The organism is Corallococcus sp. M7 (assembly GCF_054512695.1).
Window position 1 is genome coordinate 1,287,908 of the sequence record NZ_CM137252.1, and the last position, 20,368, is coordinate 1,308,275.

At 70.3% G+C, this 20,368-nt stretch carries 17 protein-coding genes; 8 read left to right on the forward strand and 9 right to left on the reverse strand.

Annotation, left to right across the window (positions count from 1 at the left end):
- Positions 1 to 82 precede the first annotated feature (82 nt).
- Genes ACX114_RS05330 through purF form a run of 3 tightly spaced genes read right to left on the reverse strand, consistent with a single transcriptional unit; the run spans position 83 to position 4,465 of the window.
- Entirely contained in the window at positions 83 to 1,450 is a 1,368-nt protein-coding gene (locus ACX114_RS05330) for a sigma-54-dependent transcriptional regulator (RefSeq protein WP_459295364.1), read from the reverse strand.
- Complete coding sequence (locus ACX114_RS05335; RefSeq protein ID WP_459295366.1) at positions 1,447 to 3,081, reverse strand: ATP-binding protein; 1,635 nt, start codon at positions 3,079 to 3,081, stop codon at positions 1,447 to 1,449. The genes ACX114_RS05330 and ACX114_RS05335 overlap by 4 nt, the downstream gene beginning before the upstream one ends.
- 1 nt (position 3,082) lies before the next feature.
- Entirely contained in the window at positions 3,083 to 4,465 is a 1,383-nt protein-coding gene (gene purF / locus ACX114_RS05340) for an amidophosphoribosyltransferase (RefSeq protein ID WP_014393900.1), read from the reverse strand.
- A gap of 167 nt (positions 4,466 to 4,632) precedes the next feature.
- Between purF and ACX114_RS05345 the strand changes: the two genes are divergently transcribed.
- Together ACX114_RS05345 and ypfJ are read left to right on the forward strand one after the other, a co-directional pair.
- Positions 4,633 to 5,949 (forward strand): neutral/alkaline non-lysosomal ceramidase N-terminal domain-containing protein, encoded by a 1,317-nt coding sequence (locus ACX114_RS05345; protein ID WP_459295369.1) that lies wholly within the window; start codon positions 4,633 to 4,635, stop codon positions 5,947 to 5,949.
- Between the two features lie 129 nt (positions 5,950 to 6,078).
- The gene (gene ypfJ / locus ACX114_RS05350; protein ID WP_459295371.1) at positions 6,079 to 6,936 is read left to right on the forward strand and encodes a KPN_02809 family neutral zinc metallopeptidase; all 858 of its coding nucleotides are present in this window, start codon (positions 6,079 to 6,081) and stop codon (positions 6,934 to 6,936) included.
- A 9-nt stretch (positions 6,937 to 6,945) separates the two neighbouring features.
- On the opposite strand, the gene ACX114_RS05355 is transcribed toward ypfJ, so the two are convergent.
- On the reverse strand, positions 6,946 to 7,374 hold the full coding sequence (locus ACX114_RS05355) for a hypothetical protein (RefSeq protein WP_459295373.1): 429 nt from the start codon (positions 7,372 to 7,374) through the stop codon (positions 6,946 to 6,948).
- A gap of 352 nt (positions 7,375 to 7,726) precedes the next feature.
- On the opposite strand from ACX114_RS05355, the gene ACX114_RS05360 reads away from it, so the two are divergent.
- Both ACX114_RS05360 and ACX114_RS05365 read left to right on the forward strand, forming a co-directional pair.
- A complete protein-coding gene (locus tag ACX114_RS05360; RefSeq protein WP_459295375.1) occupies positions 7,727 to 9,283 on the forward strand; it encodes a parallel beta-helix domain-containing protein in 1,557 nt (518 codons plus the stop codon).
- Positions 9,284 to 9,322: 39 nt separating this feature from the next.
- On the forward strand, positions 9,323 to 10,549 hold the full coding sequence (locus ACX114_RS05365) for an SO2930 family diheme c-type cytochrome (protein ID WP_459295377.1): 1,227 nt from the start codon (positions 9,323 to 9,325) through the stop codon (positions 10,547 to 10,549).
- Positions 10,550 to 10,552: 3 nt separating this feature from the next.
- Here ACX114_RS05365 and ACX114_RS05370 read toward each other — a convergent pair whose 3' ends face one another.
- Positions 10,553 to 11,839 (reverse strand): dicarboxylate/amino acid:cation symporter, encoded by a 1,287-nt coding sequence (locus ACX114_RS05370; RefSeq protein ID WP_459295379.1) that lies wholly within the window; start codon positions 11,837 to 11,839, stop codon positions 10,553 to 10,555.
- Positions 11,840 to 12,000: 161 nt separating this feature from the next.
- Between ACX114_RS05370 and ACX114_RS05375 the strand changes: the two genes are divergently transcribed.
- Both ACX114_RS05375 and ACX114_RS05380 read left to right on the forward strand, forming a co-directional pair.
- Positions 12,001 to 12,192: a hypothetical protein gene (locus tag ACX114_RS05375; RefSeq protein ID WP_459295381.1), complete on the forward strand. Its 192-nt coding sequence runs from the start codon at positions 12,001 to 12,003 to the stop codon at positions 12,190 to 12,192.
- 24 nt (positions 12,193 to 12,216) lie between these two features.
- Positions 12,217 to 12,933 (forward strand): S8/S53 family peptidase, encoded by a 717-nt coding sequence (locus ACX114_RS05380; protein ID WP_459295383.1) that lies wholly within the window; start codon positions 12,217 to 12,219, stop codon positions 12,931 to 12,933.
- 21 nt (positions 12,934 to 12,954) lie between these two features.
- Here the strand turns inward: ACX114_RS05380 and ACX114_RS05385 are convergent, their stop codons facing one another.
- Both ACX114_RS05385 and ACX114_RS05390 read right to left on the reverse strand, forming a co-directional pair.
- On the reverse strand, positions 12,955 to 15,069 hold the full coding sequence (locus ACX114_RS05385; protein ID WP_459295385.1) for a catalase: 2,115 nt from the start codon (positions 15,067 to 15,069) through the stop codon (positions 12,955 to 12,957).
- A 141-nt stretch (positions 15,070 to 15,210) separates the two neighbouring features.
- Entirely contained in the window at positions 15,211 to 16,233 is a 1,023-nt protein-coding gene (locus tag ACX114_RS05390; protein WP_459295387.1) for an NADP-dependent oxidoreductase, read from the reverse strand.
- A gap of 197 nt (positions 16,234 to 16,430) precedes the next feature.
- Between ACX114_RS05390 and ACX114_RS05395 the strand changes: the two genes are divergently transcribed.
- Together ACX114_RS05395 and ACX114_RS05400 are read left to right on the forward strand one after the other, a co-directional pair.
- Positions 16,431 to 16,991, forward strand: coding sequence for a Uma2 family endonuclease (locus ACX114_RS05395; RefSeq protein ID WP_459295389.1), 561 nt, complete (start codon positions 16,431 to 16,433; stop codon positions 16,989 to 16,991).
- Positions 16,992 to 17,077: 86 nt separating this feature from the next.
- Positions 17,078 to 18,247: a metallophosphoesterase gene (locus ACX114_RS05400; protein WP_459295391.1), complete on the forward strand. Its 1,170-nt coding sequence runs from the start codon at positions 17,078 to 17,080 to the stop codon at positions 18,245 to 18,247.
- Here the strand turns inward: ACX114_RS05400 and ACX114_RS05405 are convergent.
- A complete protein-coding gene (locus tag ACX114_RS05405; RefSeq protein ID WP_459295393.1) occupies positions 18,225 to 19,346 on the reverse strand; it encodes an alpha/beta fold hydrolase in 1,122 nt (373 codons plus the stop codon). The two genes, ACX114_RS05400 and ACX114_RS05405, sit on opposite strands and share 23 nt — an antisense overlap.
- A 114-nt stretch (positions 19,347 to 19,460) precedes the next feature.
- Complete coding sequence (locus tag ACX114_RS05410) at positions 19,461 to 20,312, reverse strand: hypothetical protein (RefSeq protein WP_459295395.1); 852 nt, start codon at positions 20,310 to 20,312, stop codon at positions 19,461 to 19,463.
- Positions 20,313 to 20,368 lie beyond the last annotated feature (56 nt).

A 20,368-nucleotide genomic window follows, 5' to 3' on the forward strand; every position in this document is an offset into this window, starting at 1 on the left:
CGGATGCGGCGCCGCGCGACTTCAAAATCCTTTCAGCGCCCGCGACTTCAAAATCCTTTCATCGCGGGCACTGCAAATCGCTTCAGGTGTCGCCCAGGCGCTTGAGGAAGGTCGGATAGGACAGCCCGAGCGCCTTCGCCGCCTCCATGCGCCGTCCACCCAGCCGCTCCAGGACCCAGCGCACGTACGCCTGCTCCAGGTCCTCGATGGGCACGGGCTCCGTCACGCTGAAGGCCCCCGGCGCCACAGCGGCCGGTGCCTCCACCTTCACCGCGCTGCTCACGGAGGGCGTGCCGCCCAGCACCTCCAGCTCCAGCTCCGGTCCGGGCTCCAGCACCAGCGCCCGCTCCAGGATGTTGCGCAGCTCGCGCACGTTGCCCGGGAACGCATAGGCCCCAAGCCTCGCGCGGGCCTTCGCTCCCAGGCTGACGTCGCGCCGGCCCAGCTCGCGGCCCAGGTCCGCGAGCATCCCTTCCGCCAGCGGGAGGACGTCCTCGCGTCGCTTACGCAGCGGGGGGATGTCGATGCGGAACACGCCCAGGCGGAACCAGAGGTCCTCGCGGAAGTTGCCGCCCGACATCTGCTTGGGCAGGTCCCGGTTGGTGGCGGCCACGATGCGCGCGGTGCTCGTCTGCTCCGTGGTGCCGCCCAGCCGGCGGAAGCGCCCCGAGTCCAGGAACGTGAGCAGCTTCGCCTGGAGCGGCAGCGGCAGCTCGCCCACTTCGTCCAGGAAGAGCACGCCGCCATGGGCCACCTCCACCAGCCCGCGCCTCGCGGTGCGCGCATCCGTGAAGGCGCCCTTCTCGTGGCCGAACAGCTCGCTCTCCACCGTCTGCTCGGGCAGCGCCGCGCAGTTGATGTGCACGAAGGGCGCGCCCCCGTCCTTCGACGCGAGCGCGTGCAGGTGCCGCGCGAGCTGTTCCTTGCCCACGCCTGTCTCGCCCAGGAGCAGCACCGGGCTCCGCGGCGACGCGGCGATGCGCTCCAGCATCGCGAACACCCGCTGCATGGCGGCGGACGTGGGCGGTACCAGCCTGCGGCGGCCGGACAGCTCCGCCTCCGCCGTCTCCAGGCGGTCCCTCAAGCGGCTCGCGTCCACGGCCCGGCGCGCGCGCAGCACCAGGTCCGCCAGCTCCACGGGCTTGGCCAGGTAGTCCACCGCGCCCGCTCGCACCGCGTCCACCGCGCTGGCGATGTCCCCGTGCGCCGTCACCATCACCACCGCCACGCCGGGCGCGTGCGCCTTCAGCTCCGGCAGGAACGCGAGCCCGTCTCCATCCGGCAGCCGGCGGTCCAGCACCAACAGCACGGGCGTGGCCTTCGCCAGCGACGCGCGGGCTTCGTGCAGCGAATGCGCCACCGTGAGGCTGAAGCCCTCGCGCTGGAGCGCCACCGCCGCGATGGAGGAGAAGGCGCGGTCGTCGTCCACGAGGAGGGCGGGGAGGCTCATGACCGGGGCACTCGGGGAAGGTGGAGGAGGAAGCGGCTGCCGTCTGGGAGGCGCTCGAAGGTGAGCTGCCCGCCCTGATGCTCCAGCGCCTGGCGCGTCATGGCCAGCCCCAGGCCGATGCCCTTGGGCTTGGAGGTGTGGAAGGGCTCGAAGAGGTGGCCCTCCACGTCCGGCGGCGGCCCGCCCCCGTTGTCCTCCACCGTCACCACTGCGGCGTCCGCGTCCAGGCGGGCGCGCACGCGCACCTGGGGCTCGGCCACCCTGCCCAGGTCCTTGGCCGCCACGGTGGCCTCCATCGCGTTGCGCACCAGGTTGTCCAGCGCGGTGGTGAGGAGCAGCGGGTCGCAGGACAGGAGCGCCGCGTCCTGGGGCACGTCCACGTCCACGCGCACCTCGCCCGCCTCCGGCAGTGAGCGCAGGCCCTCCACCACGTCGCGCACGAGCCTGGACAGGTCCACGTCCACGCGGCGCACGACGGGCGGCTTGCCGAAGTGGAGCAGCGACGTGGCCAGGTGCGCCAGCCGGTCAATCTGCCCGTGCAGCGTGCGCACCACGAGCCCGCCTTCGCCTTCAGGAGAGACGAGGCCGGTGGCGGCCTTGAGGCCGTTGAGGGAGTTCTTCACCTCGTGCGCGATGAGGCTGGCGGCGCTGCCCAGCGCGGCCATCTTCTCCTGTTGGGCTGAGCGCGTTTCCACCTCGCGGAACAGGCCGTAGACGCGGCGCCAGTGGACGGTGAAGAGCACCAGCGTGCCCACCTGGAGCAGCGCCAGCACCAGCAACTGCACGAGGAAGCGGTCGCGCAGCCCGGACAGGAGCGCGGTCTCGTCCGCGGCGAGCACCAGGTGCAGCCCCGTGCCGGGCACGGGCGTGGCGGTGAGGAAGGTCTCCGGCATCGCGTCCATCGACGGAGGGCGGACGCCCTCGCGGATGAAGTCGCGCAGCTCTCCAGACGCGCGCGACACGTTGGCCCACGAGGGCGGCGCGCTCGGCAGGAAGAGGTCTCCGGAGGCGTTGAGGACGAGCAGCTCCAGGTCGTTGCTCAGGGGCCGTCCGCCGGGCAGCGCCGTGCCCGTGTCCAGCAGGCCCGCGAGCACCGCGGTCGTCTGTCCCTCGCGCACCACCGGCACCGCGACGACGAAGAGGGACGCGCCCGGCGCGATGGCGTCCACGACGGACGTCTGGCGCGCGAGCACCTGCTGGAACCAGGGACGCGTGGCGAAGCCGCCCCCGGCCTGTGCCTCGTCGAGCGGCGGGTCGCTCCAGCGCAGCTTGCCCTGCGCGTCCAGCACCATCACGCCCGCGTGGAAGAGGCCGGCGCGGGGCGTGGTGAGGTCCTGGAGGTCCTCGGTGGGCAGCTCGCGCTTCACGTCCGGGCCCACGCCCTCGGACACGCGCAACAGCTCCGTCTGGAGCAGCTTCAGGTGCAGGCCCAGCGCCTCCGCGTAGACGCGGGCCTCGCGCGTCATGCGGGACTGGAACTCCGCACGGGCTCCGGCGACGTCACCGCGGTAGGAGAGCAGCGGCCCCGCGACGGCGACCGCTCCCAACAACACCAGGCCCGCGACGACGGAGCGGACGAACTGCCGCTCCGCCTGGGCGAGCCCGGGCCGGCCCGAAGGCGCGGCTGGCATCTCAGGCGCTGAGCTTGGTGGCACCCGCGCTCTGGGACAGCTTGTCGGTGAGGTACTGCCCGGAGAAGCACGCGGTGCAGTAGGTGCTCCGCTTCGGGTCCTCCACCGCCGTGCCCAGGCCCTCCAGCGACAGGTAGCCCAGGGAGTCCGCCGTCACGTACTTGGCGATCTCCTCCGTGGTGTGGCTGGCCGCGATGAGCTCCGTGCGGCTGGGCGTGTCGATGCCGTAGTAGCAGGGCCACTGCGTGGGCGGCGACGAGATGCGCAGGTGCACCTCCACGGCGCCCGCGGCCTTGAGCATCTTCACGATCTTCCGGCTGGTGGTGCCGCGCACGATGGAGTCGTCCACCACCACCACGCGCTTGCCCTTGAGCACCTGGCGCACGGCGGACAGCTTCAGCTTCACGCCGAAGTGGCGGATGGACTGCTGCGGCTCGATGAAGGTGCGGCCCACGTAGTGGCTGCGGATGAGGCCCACGTCGTAGGGGATGCCGCTCGCCTGCGAGAAGCCGATGGCCGCGGGCACGCCGGAGTCCGGCACCGCGATGACCAGGTCCGCCTCCGCGGGCTGCTCGCGCGCCAGCTGCATGCCCAGGCGCTTGCGCACCTCGTACACGCTGCTGCCGAAGAGCACCGAGTCCGGCTTGGCGAAGTAGACGTGCTCGAAGATGCAGCGGCCCAGCCGGGGCGCGGGCTTGAAGGGCATGCTGGAGCGCAGCACGCCGTTCTCGATGACGACCAGCTCGCCCGGCTCCAGCTCGCGCACGATTTCCGCTTCGATGAGGTCCAGCGCCGTCGTCTCGCTGGCGAGCACGTACGCGCCTTCCTTCATCTTGCCCAGCACCAGCGGCCGGAAGCCGTTGGGGTCGCGCACCGCGATGAGCTTGTCCTCGGTGAGGAGCAGGATGCTGTACGCGCCCTCCACCCGGCGCAGCGCCTCCACGAGGCGCGCCTCGAAGGTGGGCTGCTTGGAGCGGGCGAGGAGGTGCATCACCACCTCCGTGTCCGCGTCCGACTGGAACAGCGCGCCCTCCGCCTCCAGCTCCGCCTTGAGCTCCACCGCGTTCACGAGGTTGCCGTTGTGCGCGATGGAGAACTGGCCGCCCGCGTAGTTCACGAACAGGGGCTGGGCATTCTTGATGCCGCTGCCGCCCGCCGTGCTGTAGCGCACGTGGCCGATGGCCGCCTTGCCGGGGAGCCCTTCAATCACCGGCGCGGTGAAGATGTCGGCGACCAGGCCCATCTGCCGGTGCGCGCGCAGGGTGTTCCCGTCGGACGCGACGATGCCGGCGGACTCCTGTCCGCGGTGCTGCAGGGCGTGCAACCCCAGGTACGTCAGGTTGGACGCCTCTCCGTGACCCACGATTCCGAAGATGCCGCACATGGCGCGCTGCCTTACCCCTTTCGACCGCGAAGCGGAACAGGAACGCACGCCTTGAAGGTGGGTATTCCACCATCAGCCGACGTCGGCCCTTGTAGGCCAGGCAAGGCACCGTTGCCCGAAAGGTAGGAGCCGCCAGGAAGCGCCGAGGGGGTACGCTGCCCCCCGGCATGTCCTCTTCCCGGCGCTCCTTCCTCCGCCCCTTGCTGCCCTTCGCCTTGCTAACGGCCGGGGCCGCCTACGCGCTCGCCTCCTGGAACTGGTGCGGGAGGTGGGAGGAGCGCACGCCCGTGGTGCTGTCACAGGTGCGTGGCGAAGGCCCCCTGCGAGCGGGCGCGGCGAAGGTGGCCCTCTCCCCACCCTATCCGGTGGTGGTGGCGGGCTACGTCCCACCCCGGCCCGAGGCGAGCCAGGCCGAGCTCCCCCTCCATGCGAGGGCCCTGGTGCTGGAGGCCGGCGGCGCGCGCGTGGGCGTGGTGTCGCTGGAGCTGCTGCTGGTGACGCCGGAAATCACGGCGAAGGTGCGCGAGCGCGCCGCGAAGGCGGGGGTGAAGGAGGTGCTGGTGGTGGCCACGCACACGCACTCCTCGTTTGGCGGCTACGACGCACGCTGGGCGGCCCAGCTCTCCGGCACGGGGCGCTACCGGGAGGCGTCCGTGAACGCGGTGGTGGAGGGCGCGAGCGAGGCGCTGGAGAAGGCCGCGGCCTCCATGAAGGACGTGACATTGGAGGTGGGCGGCGCCGCGGACGCGGGGCTCGTCTATTCCCGCTCCGGTGGGCAGGCCCCGGACGGCCAGCTCACGCGGGCGGTGCTGCGCGGGGCGGAGGGCAGCGTGGCGGAGGTGCTGGTGTTCGCCGGACACGCCACGCTCATTCCCCGGCAGCGGGCGTTCGTGGACCCGGACTACCCGGGCCGGCTGAGCGCGCTGCGCGAGGAGGCGGGCAGCGGCGTCACGCTGTTCGTGCAGGGCAGCGAAGGCAACGCGTCCGTGGCCTTCACCGAGGGCCAGGGGCCCGAGCGCGCCCTGGGCTTCGCGCGCAAGCTGTCGGCGCTGGCGGATGGGGCGACCCCGGCGTCCGTGACGGCGCCGGTGCGGCTGGCGTTCGCGCGCGTCCAGACGGCGCTGCCCCGGCCGGACTCGTCGCGGCTGGTGCCCGCCTTCACCCGCGCGGCGGGGGACAACTTCCTGTGCGGTTCGTCACCGCGGGAGGCGGAGGTGGACGCGCTGGCGCTGGGGCCCCTGGAGCTCCTGTCCATCCCGGGCGAGCCCACCGTGGACGCGGGGAGGGCGCTGGCGGACCTCACCGGAGCGACGCACGTGCTGGGGCTCGCCAACGGCTACGTGGGCTACCTGGACACGCCGGCGAAGGTCAGCGCGGGGCAGGGGGAGTCCCGGCGCCAGTACTTCGGCCCCGTCCTGCTGGAGCGCCTGGGCACCGCCGCGCGCGTGGCGTCCGACGCGGTGGGCTTCTCTCCCAGCAAGTAGGGGCTCGTCCGCCTGCCTGCCCCACGGGTCTCCTTCCATCCGGTCGCACCGGGGCCGCACCGTCGCTGAAGGAGGGCCCGCTGCCTACCTTGGTCCTCGGATCGTCTTCGCGAAACAAAGGGGCACGGGATGAGGTGGGAAGGCGGACGTCGCAGCTCGAACATCGAGGACCGGCGGGGTGGTGGCTTCGGACGCCCGCTCGCGGTGGGCGGTGGCGCCGCGTCGCTGGTGGTGGCGCTGCTGGTGATGCTGCTGGGCGGCGACCCGTCCGACGTGCAGATCGGCACGCGCACCTCGCCGTATTCGCAGCCCGGCACGGGCGGCTCCGGGAATGTGGACCCGAGGCAGGAGGAGCTGAAGGACTTCGCCTCTGTCGTGCTCGCGGACACGGAGGACACCTGGCCCGGCCTGCTGGAGCCCCAGGGCGTGCGCTACGTGCAGCCGCGCCTGGTGCTCTTCTCGGACGCGGTGCAGTCCGCGTGCGGCATGCAGGAGAGCGCGGTGGGGCCCTTCTATTGTCCGGGCGACCAGAAGGTGTACCTGGACCTGAGCTTCTTCGACGAGCTGGAGAGCCGCTTCGGCGCGCCGGGTGACTTCGGCCGCGCGTACGTCATCGCGCACGAGGTGGGGCACCACGTGCAGAACCTGCTGGGCGTCTCCCGCAAGGTGCAGTCCCTGCGCAACCGCACGAGCGAGGAGCAGGCCAACCAGCTCTCCGTGCTGACGGAGCTCCAGGCGGACTGCTTCGCCGGCATCTGGGCCCACCACGCGCAGAAGGAGCGCAACATCCTGGAGCAGGGCGACGTGGAGGAGGGCCTGGGGGCCGCCAGCGCCGTGGGCGACGACACCCTCCAGAAGCGCGCCCGGGGCTACGTCGTCCCGGAGTCCTTCACCCATGGCTCCGCCGCGCAGCGCATGACCTGGTTCAAGCGCGGCCTGGAGCAGGGGACGCTGGAGGCGTGCGACACCTTCAACGCCCGGCGGTAGCCCACGCGTTCAGCGGCGGCGCAGCGGCTGCTGCTGCGTCCCCATGAGCGGCTGCTGGAGCTGGTACGTCCCGTTCAGCGGCTGCTGGAGCTGGTAGCTGCCGATGAGCGGCTGCTGGAGCTGGTAGCTGCCAATGAGGGGCTGCTGGATCTGGTAGCTGCCGATGAGCGGCTGCTCGAGCTGATACGAGCCGGCCATCGGCTGTTCGAGCTGATACGAGCCGGCGAGGGGCTGCTGGAGCTGATACGCCCCCGCGGGCGGCTGATAATAGTAATTGTCCCAGAAGGTGTTGGCGCCGGGGTCGCTTGTCAGTGATTGCCGGTCATCCAGGTTCTGCGAGTCATTGCCCTCCGGGGCGGTCATCGCTTCGTCCTGCTGCGCCAGGGCCGGACCTGACGCGAGCGCCACCAACAGGGTCACCAGGGGTCCAGTGCGCATGGGCGTCCTCGTTCTTTCCGTCGCGGGAGAGGGGAACCGCGCCGCGACCTCCTTCTCAAGATGACCGCGTGGGTCGGCCGTGGGGAGCACGGCGCCCGCGCCCACAAGCCTGTCCGGGGGCCTGTCATGGGGCCGTGCGTCATTCGCATTCCGAACACATTGCGAACGATAGGCTTACCGCGTACGCGTGCTTTTTTGAGCGTGACTAAAGGGGCACTGCGTCAAAACACAAACGTGAAACTTGTGCTTGTCGTCAGTGTGTCTTTGCTCCGAGCATGCCGCCTTCCCGCTGCTTCGCGGGCCGCGGGCGCTTCCCCGTGGCCCATGCGGAGCGGCCTCGCGGAGGAACGACATGCCCCGTTTGCAGTGGACCCGCGCTACGCGCGCGACCGTTCTGGCCCTGGTGGGGGCCCTCTCGCTGACCGCCTGCTCGGATGACGATGACAACACGCCGGATTCGGGCGTGAAAGTGGACGCGGGTACGAACACGGACGCGGGCAGCGACGCGGGCACGAACACGGACGCGGGCAGCGACGCGGGGAGCGTGGACACGGGCATCCCCTGGGACGGCGGCAGCGCGGGCACCTTCTCCTGCGAGGGCAAGACCCAGACGACGCTGAACTTCGCGCCGGGCCAGGAGGAGGCGCTCCAGGACCAGGTGAACACGCTGGCCGAGTGCACCACCATCAACCTGGCGGCGGGCACGTACACCTTCGACAACGCCATCACCATCCGCCAGAACGGCATCACGCTGGTGGGCGCGGGCAAGGGCGCCAAGGGCGAGGGCACGGGCGGCGCGAGCAGCACGGTGCTGGTGTTCAGCAACGCCGCGGCGAACTCCAACGGCCTGGACGTGGTGGGCAACCGCTTCACGGTGAGCAACCTGGCGGTGTGGAACGCGAAGAAGGACGCCATCCGCGTGGAGTCCTCCACCGACGTCGTCATGCGCAGCGTGCGCACGGAGTGGGCGGAGGCCGACAAGGAGAGCAACGGCAAGTACGGCCTGTACCCGGTGAAGTCCAAGTACGTCCTCATCGAGGACTGCGAGGCGTACAACGCCGCGGACGCGGGCATCTACGTGGGCCAGACGGAGTACGCCGTCGTGCGCAACAGCGTGGCGAAGCAGAACGTGGCGGGCATCGAGATTGAGAACACGAAGTACGCCTACGTGCTGGGCAATACGGCCCAGGACAACACCACGGGCCTGGTGGTGTTCGACCTGCCGGGCAACCCCATCAAGGGCACCGACATCCGGGTGAAGAACAACACCATCACCGGCAACAACCGGAACAACTTCGCCTCCGTCGCGAACAGCAGCAGCACGGTGTCGCAGGTGCCGGCGGGCACGGGCACGTTCATGCTGGCGTCGCGCCGCGTGGAGCTGACGGGCAACACCTGGGGCGACAACAACACGGTGGACGTGGCGGTGCTCAGCGGTCTCACCATCGAGGATGACGTCGCGCTGTGGGAGGCGGGCGGCTTCAACTTCGCGAGCTCGGACATCTACATCCACGACAACACCTTCCAGGGTGGCAGCGGCGACAACGTGGACAACGGAAACCTGAGCCCGCAGCTGCGGCCCCTGGGCGCGGCTCTGGCGGCGCTCTACACCTATGGTGAGCAGCAGGGCGCGAAGGGCGTGGAGCACCTGGTGTGGGACGGCGTGGACCCCTACGGCCATGCCCGCACGGAGCTGAACCCCATCAACATCTGCTTCGCCAACAACACGCTGCCCTCGGGCACCGTCAACGCCATCGCGGACCTGGACCTGGTGGCGGCGGGCGCCCTCGCGGCCCAGGGCAACTTCGCGGGCGGGTGGGCCCTCACGCGGCACTACCCGGCCAACAAGGCGGAGTTCAACTGCCCGGGCTTCAGCCCCGCGCTGACGATTGGCGACTTCATCCAGTAATCGCGGTCAGGGAGCGTGACACCCATGTGGACGTCGTTCGTGAGCCCTCGTCTCTCCGTGGTGCTGCTGGCGTTGTCGCTGGCGGCCTGCGGTTCCTCCGACCCGGAAAACCCCGGGCCCACACCCGACTCGGGGACCTCCGTGCCGGATGCCGGAACGGGGGATGCGGGGGTTCCGGACGCGGGTGAACCGGACGCGGACCTGGACGCCGGAACGCTCGATTCGGGCGTTCCGGACGCGGGGCCCGAGGACGCCGGGGCTCCGCTGGCCATCCCCAACGCGCTGTCGGGCTTCGGGCTGTTCACCGGAAGCCCGGCGGACGGGGGGCTGGTGCCCGTTGAAGGCAACGTGCCCTACACCCTGTCCACGCCGCTGTTCTCCGACTACGCGGTCAAGTCACGCACCCTCTACATCCCCCCCGGCAAGACAGCGCACTACGCACCCGTGGACGCGCTGGACCTGCCGGTGGGGACGCTCATCACGAAGACGTTCGCCTTCCCGGCGGACATGCGGCAGCCGGACCAGGACGTGCGGGTCATCGAGACGCGCGTCCTGGTGCGCCAGCCCTCCGGCTGGGAGGCATGGCCGTATGTCTGGAACGCGGAGCAGACGGAGGCCACGCTGGCCACCGGCGGCCGCTCCCGCGACGTGACGTTCATCGACCTGGAGGGGGAGACCCGGTCGTTCCGGTACTCGGTGCCCTCCAAGAACCAGTGCCAGCAGTGCCACCACCTGGTGGACGGCACGGGGGCGCAGGTAATGCACCCCATTGGCGTGAAGGCGCGCTACCTGCACCGCACGAACACCTACGGCGGCGTGGAGCGCGACCAGCTGGAGTACCTGGCGTCGCTGGGCAAGCTGGACGGACTGCCCGCGCAGGCGGAGCTGCCGAAGGCGCCGGACGCGTTCGATCCGCAGGCGGCGAACCTGGACACGCGGGCGCGCACGTATCTGGACATCAACTGCGCGCATTGCCACAACCCGAAGGGCACGGCGGGCATCACCAGCCAGTTGTTCCTCAACTTCGACAACACGAGCGTGTTCAACCTGGGCGAGTGCAAGCGTCCGGGCTCCGCGGGCGCGGGCGTGGGCGGCGAGTTCGACATCGTCCCCGGCAAGCACGACGAGTCCATCCTCTGGTACCGGCTGCACACGGAGGAGTCCGGCAAGATGATGCCGCAGATCGGCCGCACGATTCACCACGCGGAGGGCGCGAAGCTCATCGCGGATTGGATCGACGCGATGCCGGTGAAGAGCTGCAAGTAACGCTCAGGCGGCCGGCGACGGGGGCTGGGGTTCCTCCTCCAGCCCCACGTTGCTGGACGCGCGGTTGTAGATGGACAGGTCCAGGAGGCCCTCTTCACGGGCCACCAGGACGGGCACCAGCATCTGGCCGGTGACGTTGGTGAGGGTGCGCATCATGTCCAGCACCCGGTCGATGGCCAGCAGGTAGCCCAGCCCCTCCAGGGGCAGCCCCGCGGCGCTGAGGACGACGGTGGTCATCACCACCGCCGTGCCGGGCACGCCCGCGGTGCCGAAGCTGCCCAATACGGACGCCAGCAGGATGATGAAGAGCTGGGGCGCGGACAGCGTCAGGCCGAAGTACTGCGCGATGAAGAGCGACGTCATGGCCGGGTAGATGGCGCCGCAGCCGTCCATCTTGATGCTGGCGCCCAGGGGCACCGCGAACGCCGCGTAGTCCCGGTCGACGCCCAGGTTGTGGGTGACGCTGCGCAGGGCCACCGGCATGGACGCGAAGCTGGAGGAGCTGACGAACGCCACCTGCATGCCCGGCGCGGCGCCCCGGAAGAAGCGCAGCGGGTTGAGCCCGTGCGCCGCGAGCAGCCCGCCGTACACGAAGACGACGTGCACCGCGCACGCGAGGTACAGCGTGAGGACGAAGGTGCCCAGGGGCAGGAGCCGCTCGAAGCCGTAGGTGCCCACCAGCGCGGCGATGAGGCCGAAGGTGCCCAGCGGCGTCAGCTCCAGCACGAAGCGGGTGACCTGAATCATGGCCTCGCTGGCCTCGCCCACGAGCTGCCGCAGACGCGCGGTGCGCTCCCCCAGCTTCACCAGCGCGAAGCCCAGCAGGCCCGCGAAGAAGATGACCTGGAGCATCTTGCCCTCCGCCAGCGCGGCGAAGGGGTTGGTGGGCACCACGTCCAGGAGCACCTGCACGGGGCCGGGGACCTGCCGGGGCTTGAAGTCGCTGGCCGCCTGGAGCGTGCCCACGCCCACGCCCGGCTTCGTGAGGGCGGCGGTGCCCAGGCCCACGCCCACGGCCAGCGCGGCGGTGACGGCGAACCAGAGGAAGGTGCGTCCGCCCAGCGCCGCCACGCTCTTCTGGCCGCGCAGCGCGGACACCGCGTGGATGACGGCGAAGAACACCAGCGGGATGGCGATCATCCGGATCAGCTGGACGTAGAGTGTGCCCAGCGGCTGGAGCCACATGCCGGCCTTGTCGCCCAGCGCCCACCCCGCGAGCGCGCCCAGCACGAAGGCGCCCAGCACGCGCTGCCAGAAGGGAATGCGGAACCAGCGGGCCCAGAGCTTCATCGCGAGACACCTCTCACTGCGTGGACCGGCAGACCCTAACCCCCTCGCGGGTCCGGCGCCGCGTTCCCCTCCGAGGAACGCCCCACATCATTGCGACCCGCTCCCCGGCCCCCTAGGCTCCTGCCTGCTTTTCCCCCCAATCCCATGTCAGGAGTGCTCCCTTGAAATTCACGAGCAAGGACGTGTCGAAGCTGCTGGAGGAAGTGAGCGGGTCCGAGAACCTCATCGGCCACGCCTGCGCCACGTCGTACCTCAACGGCCAGCACTACACCTGGAGCGGTACCCAGTGGGTGGGCACCTACTTCCCGGTGCTCAAGTATCCGGTGGGCGAGGACTCCAGCAGCTCCTGCTAGCCGGTGTTTCAAGGCCCTGCCCCCGTGAAGGTCGCCATCGTGGACAGCGGTGTGTCGGTGGGCTTCCTTCGAGGGGCGGGGCTGTCGCTTGCCGGTGCGGCGAGCTTCACGGTGGACCGGGAGGCGCGGCGCCTGGAGTCCCGAGTCCACTCGCGTGAGGAGCTGGCGGCCTGGCGCGGCGGCGACGCCGTGTTGGAGGACCTGGAGGATGCGCACGGCCACGGCACCGCGGTGCTGAGCATCCTGATGGAGCAGGGCCGCCGTCCCGGTGTCGACGTGGAGTGGTACGTCGCGCGCGTGCTGGATGGCCGGATGCGCGGTGATTCGCTGTGCCTGCTGGAAGCGCTGGAGTGGCTGACGCAGGACGTGCGGCCGGACCTCATCAACCTGAGCCTGGGGACCGTGGGCCGCGCCTTCGAGGCGCCCCTCACCGCGCTGCTGGACCGCGCGGTGGAGCAGGGCAGCCTGGTGCTCTGCGCCGCGGGCCCCGTGTCGGGCCTGCCGTCCGGGCTGCCGTCGGTGGTGACGGTGGCGGACAAGGCCATGGCCCACGCACTGCGGAAGGGCGACATCGTGGACCACGTCGAGGCCGCGGCCACGGTGCGGCTGTATGTGGACGGCGCCTGGAGCGAGCGCCCCCTCACGAGCAGCTATGCCTGTGCCCTCGCCGCGGCGCGGGTGCTGCGCGAGGGCTGCCCCGCCGGGTGGCGGCGCGTCACCGCGTCACAGCGGACGCGGTGACGGCTCCTTCCGAGTGGAGCCTCAGGCCGGGACGCGGTCGTTGTCCTTGCGGTCCCAGTGCCGGTGCTTCGCGAGCTCCTTCGCGAACGCGGTGGCCAGCGCCGCTCCGGTCCCGGCCTTGGAGCCCGCGACGACGCCGGGCGCGGCCGGGTCGATTTCACAGGCCTTGAGCAGGTCCTCGGCGTCCTTGGACGCGCCCACCGTCTTGCAGTGCAGGTAGGCCTCCTGGACGAAGTGGCGCGACTCGCCGTCCTTCTTCAGCGTGGCCACGCTCGCGGCGCCGCCGGGGATGAAGACGCCGTCGTACTCCACGGAGGCCGTGGTCATGGCGCTCTTGTCCACCGGCACGTCCTTGCCGTTGGAGGCCTTCACCGTGCCCAGGCGCTTGGCGATGACCTTCAACTGCGCGCCCCCGGCCTCCAGTTCCTTGCGCAGGGCCATCAGCTCGTCCGCGTCCACGCCGTCCGCGACGAGCACGCCAATCTTCCGCGTCTTGATGGACGGCGGCATGGCCATCTTCATCGCCTCCATGCTCAGGGCCTTGGACGCGGGGGGGCCCTTGGGCGTGACGGGCGTGGCCTTGGGCGCGGGCAGGCCCAGCCCCTCCGCCACGGCGGACACCAGCAGGGCGTCGATCTTCGCGAAGTGCTCCAGCACGCGCTCCTGGATGGCCTTCGTCTCCACCTTCCCCAGCTCGAAGCGGCACGCGTCGATGAGGTGCTGCTGCTCCGGTTCGGACAGGCTGCGGAAGAAGAGGGCGGCCTGGCTGTAGTGGTCGTTGAAGGAGGCCGCGCGCTCGCGCACCTTCTTGCCGCTCACCTGCTCCGGGTGGTGCACGTAGCCGCCCTGCTGCTGGGACGCGAGGAACGGGCAGCCGCCGCCCAGCGAGTTGGGGAAGTAGTTGGCGCGGCCCACGTTGCTCGTGTGCCGGCCGAAGCCGTCCTGCTGGTGGTTGTGGACCGGCGCCACCGGGCGGTTGATGGGGATCTCCGCGAAGTTCGGCCCGCCCAGGCGCGTCAGCTGCGTGTCCAGGTACGAGAAGAGCCGCGCCTGCATCAGCGGATCATCCGTGAAGTCGATGCCCGGCACGATGTTGGAGACGCAGAAGGCGACCTGCTCCGTCTCCGCGAAGAAGTTGGTCGGGTTGCGGTTGAGCGTGAGCTTGCCCACCGGCTGCACCGGGACGACCTCCTCCGGGATGAGCTTCGTCGCGTCCAGCAGGTCCACGCCCAGCGCCTGCGCGTCCTTCTCCTCCAGGATTTGAACGCCCAGCTCGTACTCGGGGAAGTCCCCCTGCTCGATGGCCTCGAAGAGGTCGCGGCGGTGGAAGTCCGGGTCCTTGCCGCCGAGCTTCTGCGCCTCGTCCCAGACGAGCGAGTGCGTGCCCAGCAGCGGCTTCCAGTGGAACTTCACGAAGCGCGAGGTGTTCTTCTCATCCACGAAGCGGAAGGTGTGGACGCCGAAGCCCTGCATCATCCGGAAGCTGCGCGGGATGGCGCGGTCGGACATGATCCACATGATCATGTGCATCGTCTCCGGGACGAGCGACACGAAGTCCCAGAACGAGTCATGCGCCGTCTGCGCCTGGGGAATCTCGTGGTGGGGTTCCGGCTTGGCGGCGTGGATGATGTCGGGGAACTTGATGCCGTCCTGGATGAAGAAGACGGGGATGTTGTTGCCCACCAGGTCGAAGTTGCCCTCCTCCGTGTAGAACTTCACCGCGAAGCCGCGCACGTCGCGCGCGGTGTCCGCGGAGCCGCGCGAGCCCGCGACGGTGGAGAAGCGCACGAACACGGGCGTCTTCTTGGACGGGTCCTGGAGGAACTTCGCGCGGGTGTACTTCGCCTGCGATTCGTAGACCTGGAAGTAGCCATGGGCGCCCGCGCCGCGCGCGTGGACGACGCGCTCGGGGATGCGCTCATGGTCGAAGCGGGTCATCTTCTCGCGGAAGTGGAAATCCTCCAGGAGCGTGGGGCCGCGGGCGCCAATCTTGAGCGAGTCGTCGGTGTGCTCGACGCGGATGCCCTGGTCCGTGGTGAGGAAGTTGCCCGTGGGCTCCGAACGGTCCCGCGCGAGCTGCTGGTCCTTGCTCTTCTCGTCGACGTGAACCGCGTCCGGATGCTTCTGTGAGGTCACCGCGCTGCCTCCTTCAAGGGGGCGTGCAGGGTGCCGGACGCGGCGGAGGCCGCACGTCTTGTGTCCCGCGTCTGGGAGGTGCAGGACGCAAGACGGCGGCTGTGTCCGGTGGCGTTCGTTCGGGACGTTGGCCAGCGAGCGTCAGGCGTCCTTCGTCAGGCGCACCAGCATCTTGCCGGTGTTGTCCCCGCGCAGCAGGCCGATGAAGGCGTCGGGGGCCTGGTCCAGGCCGTCCACGATGGTGGAGATGTCCTTCACCTTGCCCTCGCGCAGCCACTGGCCCATGTCGCGCAGGAAGGCGGGCCGGCGGTCCGCGTGGTCCATGATGATGTAGCCCTGGAGCGTGAGGCGCTTGCCCACGGCGAGCCCCAGGTTGCGCGGGCCGGGAGAGGGGGCGGTGGCGTTGTACACGGAGATGGAGCCGCACAGGACGATGCGGCCGTGGTTGTTCATCAGGCCGATGGCGGCCTCCAGGTGGTCGCCGCCCACGTTGTCGAAGTAGACGTCGATGCCGTCGGGGCAGGCCCTGGCCAGGGACTCGGCGATGGGCGCGGTCTTGTAGTTGAGGGCGGCGTCGAACTTCAGGTCGTCGCGGAGGTGCTTCACCTTCGCCTCCGAGCCGGCGCTGCCCACCACGCGGCAGCCCTGGATGCGGGCAATCTGTCCCACGACGCCGCCCACGGCGCCCGCGGCGGCGGACACGAAGACGGTGTCGCCGGCCTTCGGCTTGCCAATGTCGAGCAGGCCCACGTACGCGGTCATGCCCGGCATGCCGAGCACCCCGAGGTACGCGGAGAGCGGGCCCACGGACGGGTCGGCCTTCTGGTAGTGCTTCGCGGGCGCGACGGCGTATTCGCGCCAGCCGCCGGTGCCGGCGACGACGAAGTCGCCTTCCTTGAAGTCAGGCGAGCGCGAGCGGATCACCTGTCCCACGCTGCCGCCGTCCATGACCTCGCCCAGCTTGAAGGGCGGGACGTAGGACTTCGCGTCGTTCATGCGGCCGCGCATGTACGGATCCACGGACATGAAGTGGTTGCGCACGAGGACCTGGCCTTCGGCGGGTTCCGGGACGGTGACGGTGGCGAACTCGAAGTTGTCCGGAGTGGGCTCACCGTGAGGGCGGGACTTCAGGCGGATTTCACGTCCCTGGAGCGGCGTGGCCATGAGGGGGCCTTTCGTGAAGGTGGAGGGAAGCGCGGGCCTCTTAACCGCCGCGTGGAGGCGCGGCAGGGAATTGGACGGGGAATCCGTGGAAGATGTGTAGGGTAGGACGCTGGACGTGTGCCCTGTCATGTCGGACAGGCGTGCTACCCACAGCCGTCATGGATAGAGTGATGGGCGGCGAGGACTGGGGAGACGTGATGGGAAAGAAGCCTGCGACCTATGCGGACCTGGAGGCGCTTCCCGAGCATGTCGTGGGGGAGATCGTCGCGGGGGAGCTGTATGCAAGCCCACGGCCGACGATGCGGCATGCATCCGTGGCCATTCGACTCAGCAGCGAGCTTGTAGGGGCTTTCCAGCGGGGACGCGGTGGCCCTGGTGGATGGTTGTTCCTGAGCGAGCAGGAGCTGCACTTCCATCAAGATGTGCTGGTTCCGGACATCGCGGGCTGGAGGGTGGAACGGATGCCTGATGTTCCCGAAACAGCCGCGACGTCTCTCGCGCCGGACTGGGTCTGTGAGGTGCTGTCCCCGTCCACCCAGAAGCTGGACCGCGAGACGAAGCTGCCGGTGTACGCGCGCGAGGGCGTGCGGCACGTCTGGCTGATGGATCCGCGAGCGCGGACGCTTGAGGTGTTCGGGCTGCGAGACGGAAGGTACGAGGCTCTGCTCACGCACACCGGGGATGCTCCCGCGCGCGCGGAGCCATTCGACGCGGTGGAGCTGGACCTCGCGTTCATCTGGGGCCGCACGGCGAGCTGACGCAGTCGTTCGCTTCCTGGCGTGGGGCGGCCGGGCGAGCACGGATTCTGGTGCGCTCGGGCGGAAGGCGCGGGAGGCTTGGGCTCATGCCGCTGTCTCCGTTCTCGCTCCTCATCGCGCTGGGTGCCGTGCTCGGGCACCTGTATCTGTTCCGGCGGCTCGTTTGGAACCTCACGTCTCGCCGTGGAATCCGGCTCGTTGCCGCGCTGGTGCTGGGCTTCATGACGCTGGTGCTGATTGCGCGGCGGTATCTGCAGCGCACGCTTCCGGAGGCTCCTGGCGACGTCGTGGAGCTGGTGTCCTATTCGTGGATGGGCGTGGCGCTGTGTCTGGTGCTCGCGCTCGCGGGCGTCGACCTGGGACGCGCCGTGCTCGCCTTGGGACGCCGGCTTCGGCCTGCTCCTGTCGCTCCCTCCGTGGATGTCGAACGGCGGCGCTTCCTTTCGCAGGCGACCGCGGGTGGGGCGCTCGCTCTGGGTGGAGGGCTGGCGGGGTATGGGAGCTGGCGCGCGTTCACGGCTCCGGAGGTCACGGAGGTGGTGGTTCGCATTCCGAAGCTGCCCCGCTCGCTGGACGGCTTCAGCATCGTGCAGCTCACCGACCTGCACGTGGGCCCGTTCATCCAGCGGCGCTTCATGGATGAGCTCGTGCGGCGAGCGAACGCTCTCAAGCCGGACCTCGTCGCCATCACCGGGGACCTGGTGGATGGCACCGTGCCCCGGCTGGGCGGCTTCGTCGCGGCGCTCGGCAACCTCCAGGTCCGCTACGGGAGCTTCTTCGTCACCGGCAACCATGACTATTCGTCCGGCGCGCAGGAGTGGGTGGCCCACCTGGACTCGCTAGGCATTCCTTCGCTGCGCAACCGGCACGTGCGCATTGGCGACGCGGGCGGCGCGTTCGACCTGATCGGCGTGGACGACTGGCACGGCGGCCGGCGCCTGGGACAGAAGGGCTATGACCTGGACGTGGCGCTCGCGGGCCGTGACCCCGAGCGCGCCTCGGTGCTGCTCGCGCACCAGCCCGCCAACTTCAAGGTGGCCGCGGAGCGCGGCGTGGACCTCCAGATTTCCGGCCACACCCACGGCGGCCAGCTCTTCCCGATGACGGCGCTCATCGGGCTGAGCTGGGAGCACTCCGCCGGTCACTACCGGCACGGCGATTCACACATCTACGTCAGCCGGGGCTGCGGCTTCTGGGGGCCCCCCATGCGGCTGGGCAGCCCCCCGGAGCTGGTCAAGCTGGTGCTGACTTCATGAGGAACGCGTCCAGCGCGGCGTTCACCGCGTCTGGATGGTCCAGTTGAATCCAGTGGCCGGCGCCCTCCACCACCTGGTGCGCCACGCCCTCCCCCAGCCGGTGGACGCTGTGCGGCGTGTCGTTGTCCGGCGCGACGAGCGAGAACTTCGGCCCCGGGTAGCGCGCGAGCGCCGCCGTCAGGTCGAAGCGCAGGCTGGAGCGCTGCACGGCCGTCACGGCGGACAAGGGCGTCGCGTCCAGGTCCGCCAGCAGCCGCTCGCGCACGTCCGCGCGCGCCCCCGCCATCTGCGCCCAGTCCTGCCGCACCGCCTGCGCCACGTCCGGCGCATCCAGCGAGGCGATGTACGCGGCCACCTGCTCCTCGGGGTACTGGCGTGAATCCGTCATTGGATCCACCAGGAACAGGCCCGCCACCTGCCGGGGATTCTCTCCCGCGTACGCCAGCGTCACGCCTCCGCTGATGCTGTGCCCCACCAGCACGAAGCGGCGCAGCCCCAGCGCTCGCACCACGGCGGCGATGTCCCCGGCGAGCGACTCCAGCGTGTAGTCCTCCGGCTCCGGCACGGTGGAGCCTCCGTGGCCTCGCAATTCCAGCGCGATGCCCCGGCGGCCCTGACGGGCCAGGTGCTCCAACTGCGCCTGCCAGTGGGACGCGTTGCCCGCGAGCCCGTGCACGAAGACGACGGGCAGCGCCTTCCCGTCACCGCCACCGGTGTCCACCAGCCGCAGGTCGCCCGCGGGCCCCGCCACCCGGAAGTCGTCGAAGCGGATCCGCTGGGGCTCGAAGGCCTGGCCTTCCGCGAAGGGGACTTCGTAGTGCGTGACGTGCAGGTCCCGGTCGATGAGGTAGCGGTCGTCCTCCGGGAAGAAGATGGCGCGCTCCGGCGAGTCCCCCGCGAAGCGCTTCACCGCGTCCATGGACTCCCACAACGTGACGAGGAGGAACTCCGCGCGCCCGTCCGCCACCTTGCGCAGGCAGTACGCGGCCAGGTTGCCCGGCGTGCGCCGGTAGTGCGTGAGGCCCGTCTGGTGGAGATATGCGAGGTAGGCGTCGGCGTCCTCCGCCTTCGTCACCCCGCGCCAGGTGCGTGCGAGCATTCCAGGTTCCTCGTGCCCAAAAAGGGATGGAGCCGCGCATGTACCGCGCCCGGTGGGAGGACGGCCACCTCGCGGTGGCCCGGGCGTGGGCGGGACGACACCTGGCTTGGGGACTCAGCGAGGCGCGGGCGTCGCGGTGCTCGTGGCGCCGAACGCGGGCGGTGAGGCGTTCAGCGGCCCTACCGCGTAGGTTCCGTCGTAGCCGTCCGGGTCCTCCGCGTTCTTCTGGAGCGTGATGCCCGGGGCCCGCGCTTCGCCCCGGCTTCGCAGGGCCTGCTGACCACAGGTGTCCGCCGTCATGCCCCGGCAGATCCACGCGGAGCCTCCGGCGTTCACCAGGTCGAGTGACACCAGACCGGGCTCTGCTTCGAGCAACCGGTGCGTCATGAACTGGAGCTTCTCGTCCCAGGGCGCGCCCACGTCGCGGCGCGCGTGCAGGTTGCCCACGAGCACGATGAAGATGTCGCCACGCGCTTCGCTCCGCGCCTGACGAAGCTGGGCCGCCATCGTGTCATCGCGATCCTTGCCCCCCGCGTCGAAGGCCACCACCCGCAGCGGCAGCCCCGCGCGCCTCAACTCCTTCGCGCGCTCCAGCAGCTTCCGCATGGCTTCGCTGCTGCGGCCGTCCTGCACCTCGCGGCGCCAGAACGCGCTGTCGGGAGGGCCCTCGGACTCGCCCGCGACGAACGCGTCCAGGCGGGCCTGCTCCTCCACCGGGAGCTCCAACGCCAGCCGCACCGGCTGTCCCGCCGCCGCCGCGTGACACGCCAGCCGTGCCGCGAAGTCCGGAGCCTCCTGCGTGCCGTGGATCTCTCCCAGCACGACGAAGGCCGCGGGCTTGAGCACCGCCTCCATGCCGGGAATCACCGGGCCGCAGTCCGCCTTGGCCGACGGTGCTTCTCGCGCCGTCCGGCAGCCGGTCAGAAGGCAGGTGGCCAACAGCAGGGACAGGGGGGAAGGGCGCATGGGCGTGGAGCCTCCTGAGCGAAGAAGGGGAAACCCCAGTCTCCTCCAGCCCCGCG

Excerpts from the sequence above, each read along its gene's own strand:
- ACX114_RS05330 (WP_459295364.1), bottom strand. The coding sequence starts at position 1,450 with ATGAGCCTCCCCGCCCTCCTCGTGGACGACGACCGCGCCTTCTCCTCC.
- ACX114_RS05335 (WP_459295366.1), bottom strand. The coding sequence starts at position 3,081 with ATGCCAGCCGCGCCTTCGGGCCGGCCCGGGCTCGCCCAGGCGGAGCGG.
- purF (WP_014393900.1), bottom strand. The coding sequence starts at position 4,465 with ATGTGCGGCATCTTCGGAATCGTGGGTCACGGAGAGGCGTCCAACCTG.
- ACX114_RS05345 (WP_459295369.1), top strand. The coding sequence starts at position 4,633 with ATGTCCTCTTCCCGGCGCTCCTTCCTCCGCCCCTTGCTGCCCTTCGCC.
- ypfJ (WP_459295371.1), top strand. The coding sequence starts at position 6,079 with ATGAGGTGGGAAGGCGGACGTCGCAGCTCGAACATCGAGGACCGGCGG.
- ACX114_RS05355 (WP_459295373.1), bottom strand. The coding sequence starts at position 7,374 with ATGCGCACTGGACCCCTGGTGACCCTGTTGGTGGCGCTCGCGTCAGGT.
- ACX114_RS05360 (WP_459295375.1), top strand. The coding sequence starts at position 7,727 with ATGCCCCGTTTGCAGTGGACCCGCGCTACGCGCGCGACCGTTCTGGCC.
- ACX114_RS05370 (WP_459295379.1), bottom strand. The coding sequence starts at position 11,839 with ATGAAGCTCTGGGCCCGCTGGTTCCGCATTCCCTTCTGGCAGCGCGTG.
- ACX114_RS05390 (WP_459295387.1), bottom strand. The coding sequence starts at position 16,233 with ATGGCCACGCCGCTCCAGGGACGTGAAATCCGCCTGAAGTCCCGCCCT.
- ACX114_RS05395 (WP_459295389.1), top strand. The coding sequence starts at position 16,431 with ATGGGAAAGAAGCCTGCGACCTATGCGGACCTGGAGGCGCTTCCCGAG.
- ACX114_RS05400 (WP_459295391.1), top strand. The coding sequence starts at position 17,078 with ATGCCGCTGTCTCCGTTCTCGCTCCTCATCGCGCTGGGTGCCGTGCTC.
- ACX114_RS05405 (WP_459295393.1), bottom strand. The coding sequence starts at position 19,346 with ATGCTCGCACGCACCTGGCGCGGGGTGACGAAGGCGGAGGACGCCGAC.
- ACX114_RS05410 (WP_459295395.1), bottom strand. The coding sequence starts at position 20,312 with ATGCGCCCTTCCCCCCTGTCCCTGCTGTTGGCCACCTGCCTTCTGACC.